The following is a 20,508-nucleotide window of genomic DNA, read 5'->3' as shown; positions in this document are numbered from 1 at the left end:
CAGGGGAACAACGCTCAGGGGAACAACGGCCAGGGCGGCAATGGTGAGGGCGGCAACGCTCAGGGGAACAACGCTCAGGGGAACAACGCTCAGGGCAACAACGCTCAGGGGAACAACGGTCAGGGCGGCAACGCTCAGGGTGGACTAAACGCCGTCCAGAACGCCATCCTCGGCCAGCTCAAAGACGACCGTGTCGCGACGATCAACCGCATCGCCGCAGCCATCGGGGTCACCGTCGGCAGGCAGCAGGTCGACGCCCTCGCCACCTGCACCCTCAACAACGGTCAGGGCAACGGCCAGGGGCAGGGTCAGGGCAACGGTCAGGGCCAGGGCAACGGCCAGGGGCAGGGTCAGGGCAACGGTCAGGGTCAGGGCAACGGTCAGGGCCAGGGCAACGGCCAGGGGCAGGGGCAGGGCAACGGTCAGGGCCAGGGCAACCGTCAGGGGCAGGGTCAGGGCAACGGCAACGCCGGAAACCACGGCAGCAACAACGGCGGCAACGGTGGCCCGGCGGCGACAGCGGCGTCGTGAGCATCGTTGACCGTCCGGACGCCGCTTCCACGAGTCGGCTGACCTCCGCCTCCGTGCGGATCGATTCCAGGCGCCGTCAATTCCCAACTGAACGTGTAGCCGTGGGCCGGTAGTCACTGGCAGACGGAATATCGCCGCCGTGGCCTCTCCGGGATTTCAACCGGAGAGGCCACGGCGCTGTTTCCCGCATTCCTCGCAGCGCACGAGACAAGCGGGGCGGCTGACTCCTTCTGGCTCGACGGGAGTCACCTGGCGTTCTCTGCGTGAGAAGCCACGCTCCACCCAATGGTGGGGATCGCTCTCCTCATTTCGGAGGAGACCCCGCACCAGCCTTCCCAGCACTTAGTACGGTCCTGCGGTCCCCGCCGCGTTTTGATGCTTCTCAACCCATAGTTTCATCTGGCCCTTTCCGCCGTGAATGGAGTCGGACGAAACGTGCTCACCCCTGAATCCGTCGGCAACCAGCCACCCCTGAGGCGCGATTCGCGCATCACCGATGCCGACGCCGCCTGCGGGCTCTCTCGACTGCGCGCCAGGAAACTGCCCGGGAGCCATGAGCGGGGAGAGAGGCAGTTGCTCGGCAGCGACACGTCGTATCCGGCACAGACTGCTGTCGACCCGGCGGGTGGAAGGTGGAGCTGGATCGTGCCTGACGGTTTGTGGGAGATGGTCGGGCCCCTGCTCCCCGAGCATCGAGTACGGCGACAGGGCGGCGGCACGGAGAGCACACCTGATGAGACGTTGTTCGCGGCCGTCATCTATGTGCTGGTCAGCGATTGCGCCTGGCGGTCTCTGCCGCCGTGCTTCGGTATCTCGAAGTCAACCGCCCATCGCTGTTTCATGAACTGGTCCAGGGCCGGAGTGTGGGATCTGTTGCACAAGGCTGTTCTCCGGCGCGGTGACATCGAGCTGATGGATCTTGCCCGCGTGCTTCTCGACGCCTCTCGCCTCCGCACCGAGAAGGGCGTGAACACACAGGTCCGGGCGCCCTGGGCCGGGACAAGCCGGATTCCGGGATGCACGGACTGCCGGACCCGGATGGACTGCCCCAGCTCATCGGGGCTCGCGAAATCGGACTGCCAGAAACTGCGGGCCTGAAAGGGCGTTGAAACTGTGCGTTGCGCACGGTGGATTCGCGGGCTCCCCCCCCCGAGCCCGCGTCTGCCGGACGCACTCAACGTGATCGATCGGTGAGGCGGCGGCTCAGTCCGGCAGCCCCCACGGCTTCGAGTCTCCGACGGCCGGTACGTCGCGCGGGCCGAGGTCCATGGCGGTGCCACGGCGGAGCACGACGGCCGTCTCTCCCCGGTCCAGCGGAACCTCGATACGGCCGGCCGCCGTCTCCCGGTAGCGCAGACGCCGCCCACGCTCGTCCCGTACGTCGATGGCACCGTCGATGCCGTGCTGCAGTACGAGCGGCGCGCCCGCCCGGCTGTGCACCCGCACCCACCGGGTCCGGCCGCCCGAGCGGTCCGCGTCGACCAGGAACGCGCCCTGGGTGCGCAGGCCCTGGACGGAGGCGTCCGGCCAGCGCCGGGACACCGAGGGGAAGACACGCACCACCCCGCCATGGCTCTGCACGGCCATGTCGAGGACCGACTGAGCCGCCGTCAGCGGGCTCTCGGTGGCGAGGTTTCCGCCCTCCACATACATGGTGTTCGGGGTCATCCAGGCGTTGTTGACGGTGTTGCCGCCGGTGAAGAAGGTGAGGAAGTCGAGGGCCTCCTCGGTCCGTTCCATCAGGGAGGCCATCGAGGAGGCGACGCCGTAGCTGTAACCCGCCCACAGACCACGGTCCTTGACCCAGTGGTCGAAGGTGGTCCGCATGATCTCCCGGTCGGCCGGCCGGTCCCAGCTCAGCTCGTGCAGCGGGTACAGCCACAGCATGTGCGAGAAGTGCCGGTGGGACTCGGTGAGCGGCTTCCCCGCGCCGATCATGATCCCGGTGGCGTCCCGCGGGTAGTCCACCAGGCGCCGGAGGATCTCACGCCAGCGCGCGGCGCGCGGATGGTTCGTACGGAGAACGCGCAGGCAGTCGAGGAGGGTGGCGCAGCCCCAGCGGAGCAGGGAGAGGTCGTAGGTGCAGTCCTCGGCGTCGGCCCACTCGGGGGACCGGGTGAGCGGCAGGTGCAGCTTTCCGTCGCTGCCCTCGTGCAGGAAGTGGTCGTAGAAGTTCACCGCCTTGACGAGGATCGGGAAGAGGACGTCGCGCACGATCGACGTGTCCATGGTGTGGCGGTAGCTGAGCCAGACGTTGTGCATGGCCCAGATGAGATTGCCGTTGTTGTCGGTCTTGGTGGACGTGCCGGGGATGCCGACGGTCTTGGCACCGGGGCGGAGCTTCCAGTCGGAGGGGTGCGCCAGGGCGTAGGTCTGCCCGTCCTGGTACTCCGGCGGCACGGACAGCGGCAGGTACTTCTCGAAGTCCTTGAAGGTGGAGGTGACCGAGTCGAGTTCGGAGTGGTTGGACCCCTGGATCAGCCAGGTCGCGATCTGCACGTTGAGGTTCCACCACACAGCGGTCCAGCTGCCGCCCGTCTCCGGGTACCACGGCCCCCACTCGGACATCGAGGGCCCGCCGGCCCGCGTGGCGCAGGCCGCCTTGTAGAGCTGGATCCAGTAGAAGTCCTGAACGCGCTTGTCGGGTACGGACAGCAGGCTGCGCCGGTAGAAGCGGTGCCACCAGTCGCGGTGCTCGCGCACCAGGTCGTCCGGGTCCGCGGACAGCGTGCGGGCCACTTCCGCGACGGCCAGCTCCGTGGTGCGCGACAGGTCCTCGGGGAAGCGGTAGACGATGTGCGCGGCCAGCAACCGGCCGCTCCCGACGCGCCGTTCGCGCCAGGCGGTGGTCCACCCTCCGCCCGCGACCAGCGGCTGCTCGACGTACCTGGTCGCCCCGCTGTCTCCGGCGGAGCCGACACTGGGGTCGGGGTTGCCGGTGTAGTCGGCGGGTTTGTCCTTCGTACGGGGTGAGGTCGCGGACATCCATGTGAACGACCAGGCCGCGTCCTCCTCACCGGCACTGGGCCGGGTGGAGATCAGCAGTGCGGTACGGGCGTTGTGCACCAGCATCGAGAAGCTGACGCTGCCCCGGGTGGTGGTGACGGTGCCGCGCAACTCGGCGTCCCAGAGGTCCAGGGTCCAGTCGACGCCGGTCACCTCACCAGCGAGCGTGAGGTCGAAATGCCCGATGGGTAACCGGGAGAATCCGTACGGAGCACGCCACTGTGGCCGCTGGTCCTGCACCTGGCTGTGACTGACCATGACTTTCACGGAGTTGGCCGTCGCACCTCGGTAGACCTGAACTCCGAGCAGGCCGTTGCCCAGGAAGGGGCCGTCCTTCCAGTCGCCGGGCATCCGCCGCCAGCGCAGAGCGGCGGACCTGGCCATCCGTTCGTGCGGCCCCTCCGCCCCGCCGGCCTTGCCGGGCGCCGCCCAGGCGGTGCCGGACCCTGCCGCCCAGCCCACCGCGGCGACCGCGGCCGCCGTACCGATCACACCTCTTCGAGAGATCCCGTCCCCAGGCGTCACGGTCACGTAGCTGCCTCCCATTCCTGTTTGTGAACCACCAGGCATGGTGCAGGCACTGTGGTGAAAGGGGAAGACCTCCGACGTATCAGAAAATGGAGGCTGGGCTTCGCCGCAGGTGACTGGGTATTGGTCGCAGGTGAACTGGCCTGCCCGGAAGCGCTGGAACTGACGGAGGGCGGGGAGTCAACCGATGTCTGTACCGTCTTCAGCAGCAGGAGTGGGGGATGTTCTCCTCCCGGTGCCACCAGAAGCGGTCGCGGGCCGGTTGCTGGGGCACGCCGGGCAGGGCGGCGTTGTGGACGGCCCTCCCGCTCTGCTTCGTCGCTGTCGACCTCTCCGTCGACCTCGCCGTCTCAGGCTCCGTCGCCGTCTCCGTCGCCGTCTCCGTCGCCCCCGCCGTCAGGTCCGCGACGGTGTGCGGGACTCCGCCGACGACGACCTGGCGTACGGCAGCCGCCGCCGCGATGTCCGTCGTCGGGTCGCCCTCGACCAGGACGAGGTCCGCGAGCTTGCCGGGCTCGACGGTGCCGAGCTGGTCGGACAGGCCCAGGGTGCGGGCTCCTTCGACGGTGGCGGAACGCAGTGCCTCGTACGGGCTGACACCGTGACGGACCATGGTCTGCAGGTTGAGGTGGTAGTAGACGCCGGGCGGGACGAGCGGGCTGTCGGTGCCGACGGCCACGTGGCCGCCCTGTTCGACCAGGCGGCGAACGGTCGCGCCGTGCCGGGCGACGAAGGCGAGTTCGGCGGTCGGCTCCTCGGCCAGCGCCGCCTCGACGCCCTCGCGCACCTCCGCGTACTCGGCCGCGGTGAGAAGGGAGGTCAGCCGGGGGTCGTCCAGGGCCCACTCCGCGTGGCGGTACAGGGCGGCCCGGACGGCGGACAGGCCGAGACCGGACAGTCCGAAGGTGGGCGTGAAGGCCATGCCGCTCGCGGCCAGCGGGCCCGTGACGTCCTGGTAGCTGTGGCCGAGGTGGGTCTCCTTCTGGCGGCGGCCGTAGCGGCTGGTGCCGCCGATGTGCTCCACTCCGTCGGCGCCCAGGCCGAGCGGGCCGAACAGGTAGTGGGACGTGGACCGCAGGCCGATCCGGTGGGCCGCCCGGACGGCCGCGCGCTGGAGGGCGTAAGGCAGCCGGACGTAGGTCTTGACCATGTCGTGGCCGAGGGCACGGGCCTTGTCGATCTCCCGGCGCAGCTGCTCCTCGTCGGTGACCGGGCGGCCCGAGGAGTAGTAGACGCGGGAGCCGTCGACGAGGTCGCCGGCGGTGAAGACACGGGGGCCGGTGCGGCGGCCGGCGGCGAGAGCCTCCTTGGCCTCGACGGCCGCGTAGTGGGCGGTGCCGGGGGAGCGCAGGGCGGTGACGCCGAAGGAGAGCCACAGGCGCATGAGTTCGTTGCGCTCCCAGGGGCCGTGCTCGTGGACGGCGACGAGACCGGGCAGCACCGTCAGGCCGCGGGCGTCGACGACCTTGTCCCCGGGGCGGACGGGACGCTCGCCGCGCGGGGTGACGGCGGCGATGCGGTGGCCGTCGAGGACGATGTCGACGTCGTGCCGCAGAGCGGGGCCGGTGCCGTCCCAGAGGGCTCCGGCCCGGACGACGGTACGGCCGGTGGGCAGCGCCGGGCGCCAGGAGAGCCGGAGCGGGACGGCCGAGGCCCTTCCCGTGGGCGTGGTCAGACGGAGGCGGCCGTCGGAGAGGTACAGCAGGGTGGCGGAGTCGTCGCTCCAGCTGGGCGCGTCGGCGGTCTCGGCGGTCACCCGGCGGGCGGTGCCGGTGGTGCGGCCGTCGGCGTCGAGGTCGCTGATGTGCAGGGTGCCGTTCGCGATGTACGCCGTCCTGGTGCCGTCGGGTGAGTGGACGGGGCCCGCGTCGATGCGGTTGGCGAGGGAGCCGCCGGGGAGGGGCTCGCTGTAGTGGGACTCCCCGGTGGAGAGGTCGACGGTGAGGATCTGGTTGTGGCCCTCGCGGTAGCGCGGCGTGACGGGGACGAGGACGGCGGTGGCCAGGCGTGTGCCGTCGGCGGTGAAGGTGGGGCGGCCGGGGGCGTTGAGCGGGCCGGCGACCTTGCGGACGGCGCCGGTGGCGAGCTCCAGGGTGCGCAGCGTGGCGCCCTCGGCGACGAAGGCGACGGTGGTGCCGTCGGGGCTGACGGTGGGCGCGGCGGCGGAGAGGGCGGTGTCGGTGAGGCGGCGACTGGCGCGGGTGGCGAGGTCGTACCGCCACAGCGCGATGCCGCCGTCGCGGTCGCTGACGTACACGAGGCCCTGGCCGTCCGGCAGCCAGGCCGGGTCGGTGTTGCGGTGGCCGTCGGCGACGACCGCCTCGGGCTTCCCGCCCCGGCGCATGATCCACAGATCGCCGAGGGCGCCGAAGGCGACGCTGCGGCCGTCAGGGGAGAGCGCGGGACCGACGACGCCCTTCACCTCGCGGCCGCCGGCGTCGTCGAAGTCCCGGGCGGAGGCGGGGCGTTCGGCGACCCTGGGCACGGTGACGCGGGCGCTGAACGGGATGTCCTCGGCCGTGCCGCGGGCGCCGTGCAGCGTACGGCGGCGAAGACGTCCGTCGGCGGTGTAGAGGAGCTCGTCCGGACCGGCCCAGCGGGCGGCGAAGGGGAACACGTCCTCGCCGTCGTCGGACACGGTCTCGCCGTCGACGACGAGCGCGGCGGAGGTGGTGGTGAGGTGGACGTGGGCGAGCCGCCTGCCGTCGGGGGACAGGGAGGGCCCGGCGAGACGGCCCTCGGTGACCTTGGCGAGGGTGGTGCGGGTACCGTCGGCGGTGACCTGTGCGATGGCCTGGGGCGCGTCGTTGGTCCCGGTGGTGAAGGCGATCGCCGTGCCGTCCGGCGTCCAGCAGGGCTGGGCCTCCTGCGCGGTGCCGGTGGTCCAGACGGTGGCATCGCCGCTGTCGACGTCGATGACGTGTATCGCGTACCGGCCGTCTCTCTCGGCGGCGCAGGCGATCCGGGTGCCGTCCGGCGAGAAGCGGGGTTCGCGGTGGTCGGCGGCACCGGAGGTGAGTTGCTTGCGCCCGGTGCCGTCGGCGTTCATCAGCCAGAGGTGGAAGGTGCCGTCGGTGTAGGCCTGGTAGACGATCCGGCGGCCGTCCGGCGAGAAGTCCGGCTCACTCGCCTCCTCCTCGACACCGGTGAGCGGAACGGCGTCACCACCCTCGGCGGGCAGCGTCCACAGCAGGTTCAGCAGGTCCAGGACGACGGTTCGGCCGTCCGGGGCCAGCGCGGCGGAGGCGTTGGTCGCCTGGGTGACGGTCACGTTGACGGTATGCGCGCCCGTCCGGCCGTCCACGGCCGGGGAGGCCCAGCCGGGAGTCCCGTGACCGCCCAACACCCCCGCACCCGCGGCGATTCCGGCTCCACGCTTGATGAGCGCACGACGTGTCAGTCCCACAGGGCCCGCCTCTCCGCAGATTTGAGTGCACCCTACACATGGCGGCGAGGTTGTGGAACAACGCATTCCGTTTTGTCGCGATCCGCAAACCCCCGTTTACCCAAGGGAGTTGACGGCTCGCTTCCGTCCTGTGTCAGCGCAGCAGGAGCTGCGCGATCGCGATGACGCCGACGGCGACGATGACGCCGCGCAGCGCGATGGGCGGGAGGCGGCGGCCGACCTTGGCGCCGATCTGGCCGCCGAGGGCGGAGCCGGCGGCGATCAGCAGGACCGCCGTCCAGTCGAACTCGGCGACGAAGAGGAAGAAGCAGGCGGCGACGCCGTTGACGACGGCTCCGAGGATGTTCTTGACGGCGTTGACGCGTTGTATGTCCTCGTCGAGGAGCAGGCCCATCAAGGAGAGATACAGGATCCCCTGGCCGGCGCCGAAGTAGCCGCCGTACGCGCTCGCGAGCAGCAGTCCGACCAGGAGGACCGGGCCGCCGTCCGGGCGGGAGGAGGTGCCGTTTTTTTCGCGGTGGCGCTGTACGGCTCTGGCGAGCCGTGGCTGGAGCAGGATGAGGACGAGCGCGAGGGCGATCAGTACGGGGACGATCGTGTCGAAGGCCTCGGAGGGCAGGGCGAGCAGCAGGACGGCGCCGCCGAGTCCGCCGATGAGAGCGGTGAGGCCGAGGACGAGTGCGCGGCGGCCCTGTCCGCGGAGTTCGGCGCGGTAGCCGAGGGCTCCGCTGAGGGAACCGGGCACGAGGCCGAGGGCGTTGGAGACGTTGGCGGTGATCGGCGGCAGCCCCGTCGCGAGCAGCACCGGGAAGGTGATCAGGGTGCCGGAGCCGACAATGGTGTTGATCGTGCCGGCTCCGACGCCGGCGGCGAGAACGGCCAGTGCTTCCCAGATGGACAACGCCATCTCCTCACATGATCAGTGTGTCGCCTCCCCGCCGCACGGTAGGCGGTCGAGGGGCTCGCATGGATCATGCACGATCACGTGTGTGGCTCAGTGCGGGCTCTCAGCATGTGGGCGCCTGGTGAAAGAGGCCCCTGGTCGGCGGGGACGCCGACCAGGGGCCTCTTGGAGCATCAGGTTGTCAGCCGTCGGAGTCGGGCGACGGGAGGTAGGCGCCCGGGACGTCGTCCGGCGCGTAGATCTTGCTCTCGCCGGGGTACGGCTTCTTCCAGCCGTGCGTCGCGTACCACGTGAAGTGGTTCATCTGCGCGGGGTTCGCGAAGTCGGGCACGGCGTTCGGTCCGGTCAGTCGCTGGTGCGACTTCCAGGCCTGCCACTTCGCCGCCGTCGCCTGCATGTCCGTCGGCACCTTCGCCGACGTCGGCGCGGGCGCCGCCTTGGTGTCCTGCGCTGCCGGGGTGTCCGCGCCGCAGGTGGGCAGGGTGCTCAGGCCGTCGGTCAGCGAGGTCCGGTTGGGCACCGCCGTGAACGGTGTGTTGTTCGCCTTCTGGGTGAAGGCCCCGTACATCGGGGTGGCCGCACTGTCCTTCTGGTTCATCGGGTGGATCCCGAGGATCTGCTCGACGGTGCGGACCATCGTGATCTGCGAGTAGTAGTGGCTGTCGACGGTGCCGTGCTTGGCCCAGGGGCTGATGATCTGGACCGGGGCACGGTGGCCGTCGACGTGGTCGAGGCCGTTCTGTGAGTCGTCCTCGACGACGAAGATCGCCGAGTCCTTCCAGTACTTGCTGTGCGAGATCTCGTCGACCATCCTGCCGACCGCGAGGTCGTTGTCCGCGACCTCGGCGGCGGGGCTCGGCGGGCCACCGGTGTGGTCGTTGGAGAACCAGAACATGTTCAGGTTCGCCGGGCCGTTCTTCTCGAAGTCCTGCTTCCAGATCTGTTCCTTGTAGATGTCCGGGACGTCGAGGTCGAACAGCGGGAAGCCCTGCACCGACACCTTGTTGAGCGAGGGGATCGCCGAGCCCGTCTTGATGGGGTAGGCGGTCTGCTGCCCGGTCGCGGCCATGTTCTTGGTGTCGCAGTACAGGTTCTGCCAGGTCGCGCCGGACGGCTTGCTCTCGAACGACTGGAACTCGCCGTAGTCCTTGACGGACTTCCCGGCCGCCTGCGCGCCCGTCCAGATGAAGCCGGACTTCTGGTGGCCGAGAACGTCGTCCTCGGTGTCGTAACTGCGCGTGTACTCACCGGCCGAGGACTCGGTGTACTCCGGGTTGTCCGACTGCATCAGCCAGTTGTGGCCCTCGGCGGAGTTCGTGCCGACGTCGTAGAAGTTGTCGTACAGCCCGAACTGCTGGGCCAGCGCGTGCTGGTTCGGCGTCACGTTCTCGCCGAACTGTGTGAACGTCGAGTCGCCGTTGCCCTGCGGCAGGTCACCGTAGACCTGGTCGTAGGTGCGGTTCTCCTTGACGAGCAGGAAGACGTGCTTGATCGTCGAGGGCGCGCCGAGCTGCGCCGGGACCGGCACCGGCTGGGCGTGGCTCGCGCCCTTGGCCGTCGTCACCGAGCCGGGTGTCCAGCCGTTCTGCTTGAAGACCTTGGCCGTCTGGGACCTGATGACACTGTCGTCCGGCAGGGTGAACTGCGTCAGGCTCGACGTCGTGTCGTGGGTGCCGTGGCCGCCACTGGTGTTGGGGCGGCGGGCGTCGATCCCGCGGGTGTTGGAGACGACCACCTTCCTGCCCACGGTGGCGATCTCCGCGGGGAAGTAGTCCGTCGGGAGCAGGCCGACGTAACTGGCGGGCTCCTGCGGGGACTTGTACCGGTACACGGCGACCGCGTTGGCGCGGCCGAGCGTCACCAGCAGGTGGCCGTCGTCGGTGAGCGTCACCGCGTCCGGCTCGTAGCCGACCTTCGCCTCCGGCCACGGCTGGGTGGAGATGGTCTGTACGACCTTGTCCTTGCGGGTGTCGATGACCGACACGTTGTTGTCGGCGGTGTTGGTGACGAACACCGCGCCCTTCTTGGCGTACACCGCGGTCGGGTGCAGGCCGACGTCGATGCTCCCGACGGCGGCGGACGGGTCCGCCAGGTCGATCACGCTGACCGTGCCGGTGGTGGCGGCACCGGTGTCCGGGTTGGCCGGTACCTGGGTGCCGTAGGAGTTCATGGTGGTGTCGCCGGCCTTGGCGGGACGGCCGCCCTCGTTGCTGACGTAGAGCTTGCCGCCCACGACGACGATGCCACGGGGGGCGTTGCCCACGGCCCAGCTCTGCTTGATGGTCCCGGTCGCCGCGTCGATGGCGACCACGCGGTTCTGGCCGTTGACCGCCGAGTACACGGTGGAGCCGTCGGCCGAGAACACCGCCGCACCCACCAGTGCGTGCTTGGAGCCGTCGGCCGGGATCGAGACGGTCGTCGGGCTGGAGAGGGTGCCGTCCGCGTTGACGGTGAACTTGGTGTAGCCGTCGCTCTGGCCCAGCCAGAGCTGCTTGCCGTCGGGCGAGTACGTCGGGCCCTCCTGGCCGACGGAGCCGCTGCTGATGCGCAGGTCGTCCGCCGCGTTGGTGCCGACCTTCTGCTTCACCTGCCCGGTCGCGAGGTCCATGATCACCAGCGACGCGTCACCGTCGGCGACAGCGGCCGCGAGGTGGGCGCCGTCCGGGCTGACCGAGGACGACATGATCTTGCCGTCGTTGATGACGGTGCGGTGGCCGTAGGGGGCGATGTACTGGTCGGCGGAGACGACTTGGCCGTTGTCGGTGACCTGGCCGACCTGCTGGGTGCCGAACTGGTGTGTCGAGGCGACCGCGGTGCCCGTGACGGCGAGGGTGACGGCGATGCCCGCCGTCACCAGCATGGTCCGGCGGCCGACGCGTCTGCCGAGGAGGGTGAACTGCTCCTTCTCGTTGCTCCGACGCTGCCGTGTTACCTGCATGGAGCTGTCCCTTCGGGGGAGAGGGGGGAGATCGGGGGGTGGCGACCGGGGGGTGGAGATCAGGAGGGGGTGGCGACCGGGGGGCGGAGATCAGGGAGTGGAGATCAGGGAGTGGAGATCAGTTCGACGTTGCCGTCGAACTGCCACAGCGGGTTCGGCGCGTCCCCGGCCGGGGTCCGCACCAGGAAGTAGCCGTTCACTTCCTTCGGTCCGTCGCCATCGGCCACGAACCTCCCGTCGGCGGTGACGTCGAGCTGGTAGATGGCCTGGCCGGTGATCTGGACGTCGGGGAGGTGCCAGGAGACGACGCAGCGCCAGTCGTTGCCCGGCCCCTCGGCGGCGAGTTGGCCGGCGCCCTTGTTGCAGGCGGCCGTGGCCTTCAGCTGCGCCTCGGTGACGGCGGGGCGGTTGAGCTGCTTCGTCTGCAGGCGGTAGAGGTGGGCGAACGCCGTGGCGACCGACCGCTGCACCTTGGCCTGCTGGATGCCGGAACCCACGGACGGGGTCGCCACGGCGACGACCGTGACCGTGAGGGCGGCCAGTCCGGCCAGCGGCAGGAGTCCGATCGCGATCGCGCGGCGCCCGGAGCCGTCGTAGCTCAGGTTGGTGAAGTCGCGCCGCAGGAAGAGCAGGTGGGCCAGCACGGTCGCGAGCACGGCCCACAGCAGGCTGACAACGATGCCGATGAGGAGCGGTCCGAGCTGCGTGGGGCCGGTGAACAGCCCGTTCCAGGCGATGAACGCGTAGCTGGGCAGGGCGAGGCGTACGGCGACGGGCAGCGGCAGCATCTGGGCGAGCTGCATCGCGAGCGCGACGAGCGCGGGGAGCAGCAGTCCCATCGGGGACCGTCCGAGCGCGACCGACCCGAGCAGTCCGATCCCGGCGAGGGCCAGGGTCGGGGCGAGTACGCAGACCCAGGCGAGAAGGACCTTCCCGGCGGCGTCCGACGGTGCCAGCAGATGGCCGTCGAGGCCGACCAGCGGCTGGTTGCCCACCGCCACCAGCCCGCCGATCGTGCTGGAACAGGCGAGCCCTGCCACGAGCAGCAGGATCACGGTGAGGCTGGCCAGTGCCTTGGACGCGAAGATGCGCCGCGGCGAGCGGACCGCCACGAGGAGGTGGCGCCAGGTGCCGAGCCGGTCCTCGGAGGCGAACACGTCCCCGGCGACCACCGAGGTCAGCAGCGGGAGCGCCCAGGTGCCCGCGAAGCCGAGCATCACCAGCGGTCCGGCCCACCCCGTGGCGTGCATCCAGCGACCGAAGAGGGTGTCGGAGGGGAGCGTGCTCTGCTCGCTCACCCCGGCGACGAAGAGCGCCGGTGCGATCCAGCAGGCCAGCACCAGCAGGCGGATCCGCCACTGCGAGACCAGCTTGACCAGTTCGAAGCGATAGCCGCGCGCGATCGAGACGCGTGCGGCACCGACGACAGGCCGGTCGTCGACTACGGTCGCGGTCATCTGCCGGCCTCCTGCTGCTCGGTGAGGGCGAGGAACGCGGCTTCGAGGGGCGACACCACGGGTGTGAGTTCGCGCACCGCGACGCCCGCGTGGACGAGTCCCGCCACCAGTTCGTCGAGGGCGGGCACCAGCGCGCTCACGACGAGCCCCTCGGTGTCATGCCGGGCTCCGGCGCCGTCGACGACGCCGATCCCGGCCGTGCCGAGGGCGAGTTGGCGGGCGGTCTGCCGGTCGGAGGTGACCAACCGGTAGTCGAGTTCACGGTTCTCGGCGGCCAGCTTGCCGAGCGGGCCCGAGAAGACGACCCGTCCGGTGGCGAGGATGGTGACCTCGGAGCACAGCGCCTCGAGGTCGTCCATGCGATGACTTGAGAGCACGACACTGGTTCCGTCCGCCGCGAGCCGGGTGAGGACACCGTGTACGTGCTTCTTGCCGGCCGGGTCGAGGCCGTTGGCGGGTTCGTCGAGCACGAGCAGCCGGGGCTTGGTGAGCAGGGCGGCGGCGAGCCCCAGCCGCTGGCGCATGCCGAGGGAGAATCCGCGGGCCCGGTCGTCGGCTACACCGGAGAGCCCGACCTGGTCGAGCACGTCGTCGATGCCCGCCGTCCGCGCGTCGCCGCCGCGAAGTGCCGCCAGCGCGGCGAGGTTCTGCCGGGCGGTGAGCGAGGGATAGAGACCGGGGCCGTCCACGAAACCGGCGACACCGTCAGGAGCGGCGAGCGCCCGCCCCACCGGCGTACCCAGGATCTCCAGGCGGCCGCTGTCGGCCACGGCCAGGCCCAGCAGGAGGCCGAGCAACGTCGTCTTGCCTGCGCCGTTCGGTCCGACCAAGCCGTGGATCTGCCCCTGCGTCACATCCAGATCGATGCCGTCGAGTGCGACGACATCGCCGAAACACTTGGTGATCCCGCGAGCCCGGATTGCGCGGAGTGTGTCCATGAGTCCCTTCCTTCGCAACGGTGAAGGAACTTAGGTGCGGCACACAACGTATGCGGGGACGGTGGGTTGAACGTGTCGGGAACGGATCGTCAAGGCATCGGCAAGTCCGTCTGTACGAAGTAAACCGGCCCCGGGCCGGACTTGGACAACGACTGGTCGCGGGACCGAGCCGTGAGCACGCCGCCGTGACCGGGTTCCTCGGTGGGGCGGCCGCCCCTCATCGCCCGTCCGTCCCGTGTCCGCCCCCGCCCTCGCTCCTGGGCCCGCCCGGCCGGAGCATCTGGCTCGCCGCCAGTTCGCGGTAGAGGGTGCTGTCGGCCAGCAGCTCTTCGTGGCGGCCGCAGGCGGCGGTGCGTCCGTCGTCCAGTACGACGATGCGGTCGGCGTGCTGCACGGTGGACAGGCGATGGGCGATGACCAGCAGGGCGCACTCCTGGGCGACGTCCTTCATGACGGTGGTGAGCGCCGACTCGTTGATCGCGTCGAGGTGGGAGGTGGGCTCGTCCAGCAGCAGGAGCGAGGGACGGGCCAGCAACGCCCGGGCGAGGGCGACGCGTTGGCGCTCGCCGCCGGAGAGGGTGCTGCCGCGTTCACCGATGACCGCAGTGAGACCGCCGGGCAGCCGGTCCACGACCTCGTCGAGCCGGGCCAGTTCGACGACGCGCCGGATCTCCGCTTCCGTGGCGTCGGGCACGGCATAGGTGATGTTGTCGCGCAGGGTGCCGTGGACGACATGGGTGTTCTGGTCGACGACGGCGATGCGTTGCCGGCACGCGTCGAGACCGATGTCGGTGGCGGGCCGCCCGCCGAAGAACACGGTTCCCGCGTCCGGCTCGTAGAACCTCGCCACCAGGGCGAACACCGTGCTCTTGCCCGCTCCGGAGCGGCCCACCAGGGCGACGTGCTGACGGTGCGCGACCGAGAAGGACACACCTTGGAGCACCGGTCGCGCCGGGTCGTAGCCGAAGTGGACGTCACGCAGGGCGAGTGCGGGCTGCTCGGGGCCGAGGGGCGGCCGAGCCGGCCGTGGTGCGTGGGCGAGGACCGCGGTGGCCCTCGGCGCGCTGTGCTCGACCGGCAGACGCAGGGCCTCGTCGATGCGCTGGTAGGCACCCATCCCGCGCTGGACCAGTCCCACGGCCCGGAAGACGGAGGACAGCGGCAGGACGAGGTAGGAGGCGTACAGCAGGAAGGCGACCAGGTCACCGAGGGAGCCGGCACTGCCGTTGACGCGCAGGCCGCCGATGACCAGGACGACGAGGAAGGAGCCCTGGACGGCGAGTTCGACGGCCGGACTCATGACGGAGGCCAGCTTCGCGGTGTGTACCCCCGCGCCGTAGGCCTCCTCGACGCGTACGCCGACACGGGCCGCCTCGCGCTCCTCCGCGCGGTTCACGCGGACCATCGGCAGGGCACCGAGGGCGCGTTCCAGGTCGGCGGCGATGGCACCGACCGACTCCTGCATGTGTTCGGAGGCGTGCCGGATACCCGCGAGCAGCGAGGCGACGATCACGGCGGCGGCGGCCACGGTGACGGCGACGAGGAGGAGCAGCAGGGCGTCGAGCCACGCCATGAGGACGATCGCCCCGGCGGCGACCAGACTTCCCGTCACCAGGTCGACCAGGGCCTGCGACACGACCTCCCGCAGGAGGGTCGTGTCGGCGGTCACCCGGGAGATGAGGTCGCCGTTGCGATGACGGCCGTACTCCCTCATCTCCAGCCGGAGCAGCCGTCCCACCAGACCGTGCCGCACGTGCCGCACGACACGTTCGCCCATCCGTTCGAGGATGAAGCGCCCCACGGCTCCCGTCGCCGCCTCGGTGACGAACAGCGCGCCGAGGAGCGCCAGCAGCGGCCAGGGGACCTGTGCCCGGCCGGTCGCGTCCACGACGTGTTTGGCGACGAGCGGCTGGGCCAGCCCCAGGGCGGAGCCGACGAGGGTCAGGACGACGGCGACGGCCATGGCGGACCGGTGCCCGGCGGTGAGCCGGTACATCGTGGCCACCGCCGCTCGGGTGGACCTGTCACCGACGGCCCCTGGTGTCCGCCCGTCGGCCGGCACCGTCGCGTCGCTCATGGGCGCCTCGGCGGGCCCCCTCGGAGCGGTCACCGAGGCCTCGGCCGGCACCGTGGCGCCGGTCGCCGGTCCGTCGGCCGGCACCGCCGCCGCGGTCATCGGTCCGTCGGCCGTGGCTGTGGTGCGACGGCCAGCAACGGCGCGAAGTAGCCGTCCGGCACGCCCTCGCCCACGGGGCCGCCTTCCGCCTCGATCCAGGCGTGCGCGGTGAAGGGCGGGACGACGCGTACCCCGGTGCACCAGGTCGGCCACGTTCCCGCGAGTCTGCACAGCAGCGCCGCCCCCAAAGAGCGCGGCAGGCACCCCTTCGGTCCGGCGCAGCGCAGGCTGGTGGCGCACATCGCGTCGCGCGCGCTCTGGGCCTGTGCGCGGGTGGCCGGTGCCGCCCCGCGGCTCAGGAGGCCGAGTACGGCGCGGATGCGGCGGGGCGGCAGGAGGGCGAGGCCGATGGCGGGCAGGAGGACGAGTCGGGCGGCCAGGCGCCGGGCCAGGGGAACACCGGTGGGGCGTTCCAGCGCGCTCGGCGTCGTCATGAGGCCAGCCCCGAGCCGCGCAGTTGGCGCACGAGTTCCTCGACGTCCTTCAGGGCCTGCGTCCGGTCGATGTCGAACTCGCGGACCAGGGCGGCGGCCGCGTCCGTCTCCTCGCCGCCGTCGAGGAGCGTGCGCACCACCAGGGTGGCGGTCGGGTTCAACTCCCAGTAGGCGCCCGCCCGTTCGTCCAGGAGCACGGTGCCGTAGTCGGTCTCGGCCGTGGAGACGTTGTCGCCGAACCGCAGTGTCATAGGAGGGCCTTTCTGACGTGGTGGCTGTGGTCAAGGACTCAGGGACCCAGGGACTCGAGGACGCAGAGGCGCAGGGGCTCAAGGAGGCGGGACGCGGGTCGGGCGGCGGGAGAGCCCCCGCAGCCACACCTCGGCGGCGATGGTGGAGTAGAGGATCGCGTCCGTCAGGCCGGGGGAGGCTGGGCGCTGGGCGAGGCGGCGCAGTTCGGCGCCGTTCACCAGCCCCAGGTCCTCCAGCCGCGAGTCCTCCCACAGGGCCTGCAGGTCGGCGCGGTGTTCCCGCAGTCCGTTGGAGGCGTCCATGGAAGCCGTCGCCTTGTTGGCCCGCCGCAGGCAGGTCTCGGGCACGATCCCGCGCATGGCCGCGGTCAGGACCGGCTTGTACTGCCAGGGCGTGACCCGCTCGCTCGGGCGTACGGCGAGACACGCTTCGATGACGCGGTCGTCGAGGAAGGGTGAGGCCATCGCGAGGCCGGCGCGGGCCGCCATCCGGTCCCACTGCCGGATGACGCGGGTGCACGACCGGATCTGCTCCAGATCGGTGTGCAGGCCACGGTCCGGATGCAGCGGTGCGGCCGTCACCGCGGCCTCGCGCAGCGTCCGGCGGGCCATCCGTTCGGCCTCGGGGGTCACCCAGTCGAACAGGCGCGGTGCCATGCCCCAGCCGAGACCCGTGGCGACGGACGGGGGCAACGGCCCGCGCAAGTGGTCGGCGGCGTCGGCGAGCCACTTCCCGTACGGGCGGGAGTCGGCCAGCGCGCGGACCGTGCCGCCGAGCGGCCACCGCCACAGCGCCCGGAACCCGCGCAACTGGCGCAGCGCGAACAGCGGACGGGTGCGCAGCAGCCGGTGGACGTACGCCTCGGAGCACCAGGCCACGTGGTCGCCGCCGATGCCGGTGAGGTGCAGCCGGCTGCCGCGCGCGGCGAGGGCGGGCAGGTGGTGCAGGACCCGGGAGCGGTCCATGACGCCGATGGTGGGCTCGTCGAGGAGGTCGTCGATGCCGAGCAGATCCTCGTAGACAAGGGGCGAGGCGTCGGCGTCCCAGACGACGTGCTCGACGTCCGGGAGGTGCTTGGCCGCCTGCTCGGCCCAGTACAGGTCCGTGTCCGCCGGATCGCGCCCGGGCCACGTACTGGCCACCACGCGGGCGGGGGAGCGGTCGGCCAGGAAGCAGACCGAGGTCGAGTCCAGACCGCCGGACAGGTCGCAGCTCACCACGCCGCCCTGCCGGGTGCGGGCGCCGACGGCCTCCTCCAGGGCCTCGCGGATCAGGGGCGCGGATTCGGCGAGGGAGCGGACCGGTTCGGGCGGCGTCCACCACCGGGTGTGCCGAACGGTGCGCCCACACGCGCCGACGACCAGGGCGTCCTGCGGGGGCACGGCGGTGACCGCGCGCCACAGGGACGTCTCGAACAGCGGATACGGGGCGGGCCACAGCAGCCGTACGGCCAGCTCCGTCACGTCCGGGGCGTGGCCGAGGGCCGCGGCGAGCGTGTCGGCACGGGTGGCGGCCACCCGTACGCCGTCGATCTCCGCGTGGAAGACCAGTCGCAGGCCGGAGGCAGTGCCCTGCACCCTGAGCTGCTGGTCGAGGGAGCAGAGGAGGTGGAAGCTGCCGGGGAGGGAACGGGCCAGTGCGTCGAGCTCCGCGAGGTCGCGCAGTCGTGCGGTCCGGCGCCGTAGTTCGTCGGCGTCGATCGGGCAGCAGCCGACGACGGCGACGGCGGTGCCGGCGGCGGTCGCCGTCACGATCTCGTCGTCGTGCCACTGGCCGACCAGCCAGGGCCGGCCCGACGCGTGTGCGAGGGTCCGGCTTCCGGGGCGGGCGAAGGAGCGGGCCACGGCGGCCGCGTCCGCGCGGTCGGGAAAGACCGCGAAGTGCGCGTCGCCGGGGCCCGTCCCCGCACTTTCGTGCAGTTCACTCATGACGTCGGGTCAGGAACCGTCGGTCGTCAGTTCTTGCTCAGGATCAGCCGGTCGCGGCCGTTGCGCTGAAGGAGCCCCGTCTCCTTCCGGAACGTACCGAGCCGGACCAGGGTCGGCGCCTCGTATGCCTTCTTCATGGCCACTCCTTACGTGTGCGGGTTTCTCGACCGCTCCGAGGAATTCGGAGCAGCACCCAGATAGCTGCAGGAGGTGAGCTCAGGACAAGGCCCCTCAGGAAACTCGGATCATATGAACAGGTAGATCTTTTGCGGGAGGATTCCCCTTCTTTTGCCGTGGTCGTAAAGAAATGAATTATCGCGACCCGATTGTGCGGATGTGCGAAAAGGCGTTCCGGCGTGTGTCTTTATGCCCCTCGGAGTCTCTGCTGGACCCGGCCGCCGGCGGACACGGGAGGGCGCCGCCGGGGCGCATTTCACGCCGTGGGCGTGCTCCCTTTCTGCGGTGGCCGCAGGACCCGAATGACGTGCCGGGCTGTCGAATCGTGCGCCTTCCGTGCGCCTTCGTGATGACCGGACTTCTCGCGCCCTCGCCGGACACCGTCTCGCGCCGCCCGGCCGACTTCGCACCTGACTCCCCGTCAGTTCCCTGCTTCCTCCCCCGGTCCGCACAGGGGAGACGGCAACAGTGGGGCGCCGGCCCTCGACCAGGGCTCAAGGAGCCGCTGTCCGTCGTCCCCTCACGCCCAAGGAAGCCATGACTGCGTCCCCCCACATGACCACCTCCGGCCTTCACGTGGGGCATCCGGCCCCCTTCCGCCCCGCCACGGGTTCCGCACTCGAAGGCTCCGGTACGGCCACCGTGGACATCGTCGTCCCCGTCTACAACGAGGAGCGCGCCCTGCCGGGCTGCCTGCGGACGCTCCACGCCCGCCTGTCCGACGGCTTCCCCTTCCCCTGGCGGATCACCGTCGTGGACAACGCCAGCACGGACCGGACGCTCGAAGTGGCCCACCGCCTCGCCGAGGAGCTGCCCGGCGTCGGAGTCGTGCACCTGGACCGCAAGGGCCGCGGCCTGGCCCTGCGCACGGTCTGGGGCGCGAGCGAGGCGGACATCGTGGCGTACATGGATGTCGACCTGTCCACCGGCCTGGACGGTCTGCTCCCCCTGATCGCCCCACTGGCCAGCGGTCATTCGGACATCGCCATAGGCAGCCGGCTGGCCCCCGGTGCGCGGACGGTCCGCGGACCGCGCCGCGAGTTCGTCTCCCGCTGCTACAACGCGATCATCAGGCTCACGCACGGGGCGCGCTTCACCGACGCCCAGTGCGGTTTCAAGGCCGCCCGTACGGAGGTGCTCCGGCCGCTGCTGCGGGTGACCCGTGACGAGGCGTGGTTCTTCGACACCGAGTTGCTGCTGCTCGCCGAGCACAACGGACTGCGCGTCCACGAGGTGCCGGTCGACTGGGTCGAGGACGTCGACACCCGCGTGGACGTGGTGAGTACGGCGACCGAGGACCTGCGGGGCCTGTGGCGCATGGCGCGGCTGAAGTCGTCCGGTGACGCCCGGGTCGACCTGCCGCGCCGTCCGGCACCGGCGGCCGAGCACCCGGACGCGGTCCTCGCACCCTCCTCCCGGCGCTCGGGGCTGTCCTGGGAGGTCGTCTGCTTCGCGGCGATCGGTGTCGCCTCCACCGCGGGGCAGGCCCTGCTGTACTGGCTGCTGCGCGGCTGGTGGCCGCCCGCCCTCGCCAACCTGGTCTCCCTGCTCGTCCTCACGCTGCTGAACACCGAGGCGAACCGCCGGCTGACCTTCCGGCACTCCACCGTCCGGCCGGCGCGGGCGCACCTCGGGGCGGGCGGCCTGTTCGTCCTCGGCTACCTGGTCACCTCCGGTGCCGTGCTCTGGTTCCGGCACGCCGATCCCGGCGCCTCACCGGCCGCGGAGACCGCCGTGCTGGCAGCGGCCTCCGTCATGGTCACCGTCGTGCGGTTCACCGTGCTGCGCTCCGCCGTCTTCCGCGGCTGTGCCCCCCACAGGTCCTGACGAGAG

Annotated in this window: 12 protein-coding genes and 2 pseudogenes; 3 read left to right on the top strand and 11 right to left on the bottom strand. The window is 71.0% G+C overall.

The genetic code is table 11. The annotated features are described in order from the left end of the window. Together AB0959_RS38775 and AB0959_RS38770 are read left to right on the top strand one after the other, a co-directional pair. Nucleotides 1-531 (top strand): annotated as a pseudogene (locus AB0959_RS38775) (hypothetical protein); the annotation flags it as partial. A 666-nt stretch (nt 532-1,197) separates the two neighbouring features. Further along, nucleotides 1,198-1,592 (top strand): annotated as a pseudogene (locus tag AB0959_RS38770) (transposase); the annotation flags it as partial. A 142-nt stretch (nt 1,593-1,734) separates the two neighbouring features. Here AB0959_RS38770 and AB0959_RS38765 read toward each other — a convergent pair. The 11 genes from AB0959_RS38765 to AB0959_RS38715 form a co-directional block, all read right to left on the bottom strand. Next, nucleotides 1,735-4,068, bottom strand: a complete 2,334-nt coding sequence (locus AB0959_RS38765; RefSeq protein ID WP_366831473.1) for a glycoside hydrolase family 95-like protein — start codon at nt 4,066-4,068, stop codon at nt 1,735-1,737. A 199-nt stretch (nt 4,069-4,267) separates the two neighbouring features. Next, nucleotides 4,268-7,336, bottom strand: a complete 3,069-nt coding sequence (locus AB0959_RS38760) for an amidohydrolase family protein (protein WP_366831472.1) — start codon at nt 7,334-7,336, stop codon at nt 4,268-4,270. 268 nt (nt 7,337-7,604) lie between these two features. After that, nucleotides 7,605-8,378 (bottom strand): sulfite exporter TauE/SafE family protein, encoded by a 774-nt coding sequence (locus AB0959_RS38755; RefSeq protein ID WP_366831471.1) that lies wholly within the window; start codon nt 8,376-8,378, stop codon nt 7,605-7,607. A 178-nt stretch (nt 8,379-8,556) separates the two neighbouring features. Further along, nucleotides 8,557-11,313, bottom strand: a complete 2,757-nt coding sequence (locus tag AB0959_RS38750; protein WP_366831470.1) for a bifunctional YncE family protein/alkaline phosphatase family protein — start codon at nt 11,311-11,313, stop codon at nt 8,557-8,559. A gap of 104 nt (nt 11,314-11,417) precedes the next feature. Next, a complete protein-coding gene (locus tag AB0959_RS38745) occupies nt 11,418-12,770 on the bottom strand; it encodes an ABC transporter permease (RefSeq protein ID WP_366831469.1) in 1,353 nt (450 codons plus the stop codon). Beyond that, nucleotides 12,767-13,708, bottom strand: coding sequence for an ABC transporter ATP-binding protein (locus AB0959_RS38740; RefSeq protein ID WP_366831468.1), 942 nt, complete (start codon nt 13,706-13,708; stop codon nt 12,767-12,769). The genes AB0959_RS38745 and AB0959_RS38740 overlap by 4 nt, the downstream gene beginning before the upstream one ends. Before the next feature lie 217 nt (nt 13,709-13,925). Continuing rightward, nucleotides 13,926-15,785: an ABC transporter ATP-binding protein gene (locus tag AB0959_RS38735; RefSeq protein WP_366831532.1), complete on the bottom strand. Its 1,860-nt coding sequence runs from the start codon at nt 15,783-15,785 to the stop codon at nt 13,926-13,928. A 95-nt stretch (nt 15,786-15,880) separates the two neighbouring features. After that, the gene (locus tag AB0959_RS38730; protein WP_366831467.1) at nt 15,881-16,318 is read right to left on the bottom strand and encodes a lasso peptide biosynthesis B2 protein; all 438 of its coding nucleotides are present in this window, start codon (nt 16,316-16,318) and stop codon (nt 15,881-15,883) included. Continuing rightward, entirely contained in the window at nt 16,315-16,569 is a 255-nt protein-coding gene (locus AB0959_RS38725) for a lasso peptide biosynthesis PqqD family chaperone (RefSeq protein ID WP_366831466.1), read from the bottom strand. The genes AB0959_RS38730 and AB0959_RS38725 overlap by 4 nt, the downstream gene beginning before the upstream one ends. Before the next feature lie 78 nt (nt 16,570-16,647). Then, nucleotides 16,648-18,498: a lasso peptide isopeptide bond-forming cyclase gene (locus AB0959_RS38720; protein ID WP_366831465.1), complete on the bottom strand. Its 1,851-nt coding sequence runs from the start codon at nt 18,496-18,498 to the stop codon at nt 16,648-16,650. 26 nt (nt 18,499-18,524) lie between these two features. Continuing rightward, complete coding sequence (locus AB0959_RS38715) at nt 18,525-18,635, bottom strand: keywimysin-related RiPP (protein WP_107440887.1); 111 nt, start codon at nt 18,633-18,635, stop codon at nt 18,525-18,527. Between the two features lie 577 nt (nt 18,636-19,212). Here AB0959_RS38715 and AB0959_RS38710 point away from each other — a divergent pair. Then, a complete protein-coding gene (locus tag AB0959_RS38710) occupies nt 19,213-20,502 on the top strand; it encodes a glycosyltransferase (protein ID WP_366831464.1) in 1,290 nt (429 codons plus the stop codon). Nucleotides 20,503-20,508: the final 6 nt, after the last annotated feature.

This window comes from Streptomyces sp. NPDC046862 (assembly GCF_040704615.1).
In the GTDB taxonomy this organism is placed as follows: Bacteria; Actinomycetota; Actinomycetes; order Streptomycetales; family Streptomycetaceae; genus Streptomyces.
Note: the sequence above shows the minus strand (reverse complement) of the source record. Positions and strands in the feature narration are given on the sequence as shown.